A 3,798-nucleotide genomic window follows, 5' to 3' on the forward strand; every position below is an offset into this window, starting at 1 on the left:
TATATGTTATTAAACTATTCTGACCGTTAATTGAATAAGAAACTGGATGATCCATCCTCAAACCACCGATTCGAATGCTCAACCTAGGGTGTATTCTTCATACACCCTAGGTTGACATAACACATCGTCTAGGAAGTTGACCCCTTCCACCCAACCCTTGCGGTTTCTCATTTCTTCCTCTTTTCGCCCATCTTGCTTTTATTCATCCAATATACATCGTTGAGTTAACGGGCTTTTGGCGGTTTTACTTTACCCCTCTAATGAATAAATATCCAATCTGTCTGGGGCTTTAGCCAAACAAAAAAGACCGTCTATGACGATCTCTACAAACAGCTAGATACTATTTCGTCTTTCATATTTTGAATCGTTACATTAAAATATTTTCTTTTTCCGGGTTTACTTTTATCTCCGTTATAAAGGGCTTCGCAGAAGAAATGATATCTAAACGGTGTTCAATACAACAAAGAGCGTAATGTATACACGTTTCCCCTGGTAAAAGCTTCTCCAGTGGCGATTGTCTTTGAATAAAATCAAAGTAGTCCGACTTGCTATATATTCTAAAGGATTCTCCCTTAAAAATTTCTTTTTCATTAAATATAGTGTAATCATCGTAGATAACTGAATATGTGACATACGAAGGGAAATTAATTTGATATTGAGTTATTAAACTGTGAGGAGTAATAAGTAAATCAGTTGTGTCAGCACTCCCATTAACTATTATCCTTAACGAACTACTTTCTATTCTTGGTTCAAAAATGGACTCAAAAGAAATAGCAAAGTCTTTTAATTTTATTAAGTCTTCAAACTTCATTTTTTCTCCTCCTTTTACTCATCAGTACTTTTATTCTTTATTCAATTTAAAAACTCCTTTTTCCCAAAAAAAAATTTGTGAATTCTTACAATTATTTGAAGGAATATTTCAGATTTATGTAGAAAGTTTTTTAAACACTTATGAATTATTAGTGTTTAATATTTTAGCAAAGGGGAAACTAAATGAAAAAAATTCTCAAACTATTATTAATTCTAGCAGTTACTCTAACTACAGCGTCAGTTACTAATAGTGCACATGCAGCCTGTTATGGTACATGGAGTGTTGAAGAGGAAGAGTACGCTATGAGTGTCCAAACAGAAGAGTTACAAATTAGTAATTCCTTGATTGAGGACACGATTGTTGAACCAATGTGTACTGGTTATAAGTCTCCTATGGGTTGGTCAGGAGTAAGATCCACTGCGTCGCTCAATAATACAACTAGTTCAGGAACAAAAATTTATCATAATTCCTCTGGTGGTTTTAAAAGAGCGAGTGCAGATTTTAACAAAGTGGCTACAACCAGTACAACAACAAAATATGTCAATACTGATGGTTCAATAACATTCGTAAAAAGACCTACTGAAGGTGATGTGAGACTATATTATAGTAGCAGTGGCAATAACCCCTCTTTGTGGTGGGGAAATGAAAAAATTAGATATCTTGGAGTCGATTAAATGATTTCAAATTGTTCGTCACCCATTCTATTTACTGGGTGACTTTTCTCGTTGGTTATGAAATTGAATACCTTTGAAATCATATGATTTAATTTTCATCATTCGTGCGATTACAAAGCTCATCCTCCCCTCTCCAATCAACCGGTTTATAAATCATAATCGACTCCAAGATCTATCCATCTCTCTTCATTTTTCTAAACATTTCTGGAATGATTGAAAAAAATAATGATGCCTCAAAGTACAGATAAAAATAAATTCCCTCTAATTTCTCCAAACACAAATAATAAGATTAGAATTAATAAGAATACAATTCTCCATCCAATAATAATTTCATTTAATTTTTCTGCCTTTTTTAGAATAAAAATAAACGAGATGTACAATGTTTACATCAAATACATGCTCATTTTCGAACTTTATTTATGTTTTTAAAACATCCGAAGGCAACACATTTACACCACTTTTTTGAGTGGTGTATAAATGGGCACTCTCTTTGATTCGGATGCCGATGCTCCAAATCAAAGAGCCTCCTTATTTCGTGGAGGACTTTTCTTCTTTCAGCTTTTCGTATGCTTGAATTAAATTTTCTAAATCCGAACGCTTCACCGTAATCATCAGATGGTTGTTACTCATCTCGACCAAATCTTCTTTCAATGATTCCAAAAAGTTCATTGCCGACACTCCTTCATCTTTGTTGATTGTTTAATTTTCAATTCACTTATTATCTTTCATTTCCTCTTCAATTTCTTCAGGAGACTTACCAAGACTTTCGAGCAATGCGCGTTTCTTTTCTTGATATTCTTCAGTCACTACTGTCGCAACTGTCTCTTCTTTCGATGTATTCCTTTCGTTAAACCAATCAGGAATAACTTCTGTGCGTCCAGTTGTTCGTTTACTTACTTTTAAATCAGCAAACGTGATAGGAAATCCATCTTGGTGAATATCCCATGCTGTTTTTATTTTCGACTTAATAAAACCTAGCGGATTTTTCACGGTTTCTTCTTCATTTACATAATGAATGAGCATCTGTAATTCGTTTTCAGCAGCATCATTCCAAATGAGTGAAGCACCTTGATACATTTGAGTGAAGAACGATTGATCAAAGTGGTAACCCTTCGCTGTAAGGTTCAATCGTTCTCTTATATCGTCATTTACATCATTCTTTTTCGGCTTCTCAGTTGATATGGGTAGCTTAACTTCCTTTTCAACCGAATGTTTTATGGTGAATTCAATCCGTTCTACGCTACGTCCTTTTTTGATTTCTCGAAAATCTATTAAAAGATCAGTTTTCTCGTTCACTTCGTCAATAGCAGCTTTCAAGACACGTATTTTAAAATTAGCGTACCTTGGATATATCTTTTCAACAACGCCTAACTTCCCTCTTAAATCCTCAATAGAGCACTCCCATTTTCCGAGATGATGCCATTTCTTCATAAGTTCATATAAACGAATAGAATAGGTACTATTAAGTGATAAAACATTGCTTAAACGATATGACGTGAACTGGCTTTTCAGTTGCAACATATACGGCTTTAATTCTGGAACGAATTTGAGTCTTATCGAGCCTTTTCCCTGTATGTATTCAGCGCTTGATACCCAGTGAGTTAGTAACCACCCTCCATTTTCACGAGGGATTTCTATTACTTTTGACATTAAATTCTCTACTACTGTTTTTATCTCGGTATATTTTTCACGTCCCTGTAAACCTAGCATTTCGTGAAAATCTTTTATAGAAATTACATATTCCCTAAAGTCCTCGTCAGTTGGATTAATCATGGATACCATAGTAAGAATAATTTTTTGCTCACGAACACTTAAAGGTTTCTTGTGCCTAGCTTCAATCAAATTATTTCCTTGTGTAACAACGTAATTTTCTTTCACGAAATACCTCCTTATGTAATGAAAAATTTCATTGTTACCTTATTGGCAATTTAACTAATAAAGAACCCCTTGTCAACAGTAAAGATAACAAGTTTTTATGTTTGTTACCATTAGAACCGAAACTGTTACCTTTCGAACCGAAACTGTTACCTTAATCGAACCGAAACTGTTACCTTTCGAACCGAAACTGTTACCTTTCGAACCGAAACTGTTACCTTTCATCCTCCAAAAACCAGTCACACCAACGGCTCAAAGGCTGCCTAAAACAGTTAAAACAAAGTACTTAAACAAAAGATTTAAACCAAACACCAAACAACGTGCGCGAGAAACTGGTGGTGGTGGAAAATGAAATTCATTAAAAACTTTTCCAAAAGAAAAAGCCCCTCTCAGGACTCTCTACAAAACTATCAGTCTTCTATGATTCTGAATGTGCCT

Annotated in this window: 4 protein-coding genes; 1 reads left to right on the forward strand and 3 read right to left on the reverse strand. The window is 34.5% G+C overall.

Annotation, left to right across the window (positions count from 1 at the left end; translation table 11 throughout):
- Nucleotides 1-367: 367 nt before the first annotated feature.
- On the reverse strand, nucleotides 368-811 hold the full coding sequence (locus ACFPYN_RS13065; RefSeq protein WP_377734769.1) for a hypothetical protein: 444 nt from the start codon (nucleotides 809-811) through the stop codon (nucleotides 368-370).
- 182 nt (nucleotides 812-993) lie between these two features.
- Between ACFPYN_RS13065 and ACFPYN_RS13070 the strand changes: the two genes are divergently transcribed.
- The gene (locus ACFPYN_RS13070; protein ID WP_377734770.1) at nucleotides 994-1,485 is read left to right on the forward strand and encodes a hypothetical protein; all 492 of its coding nucleotides are present in this window, start codon (nucleotides 994-996) and stop codon (nucleotides 1,483-1,485) included.
- Nucleotides 1,486-2,013: 528 nt separating this feature from the next.
- Here ACFPYN_RS13070 and ACFPYN_RS13075 read toward each other — a convergent pair.
- Nucleotides 2,014-2,154 (reverse strand): hypothetical protein, encoded by a 141-nt coding sequence (locus ACFPYN_RS13075; RefSeq protein ID WP_377734772.1) that lies wholly within the window; start codon nucleotides 2,152-2,154, stop codon nucleotides 2,014-2,016.
- A 42-nt stretch (nucleotides 2,155-2,196) separates the two neighbouring features.
- Nucleotides 2,197-3,363, reverse strand: a complete 1,167-nt coding sequence (locus tag ACFPYN_RS13080; protein WP_377734774.1) for a replication initiation protein — start codon at nucleotides 3,361-3,363, stop codon at nucleotides 2,197-2,199.
- Nucleotides 3,364-3,798: the final 435 nt, after the last annotated feature.

Source organism: Paenisporosarcina macmurdoensis (genome assembly GCF_042658845.1).
GTDB classification, from domain to species: Bacteria; Bacillota; Bacilli; order Bacillales_A; family Planococcaceae; genus Paenisporosarcina; species Paenisporosarcina macmurdoensis.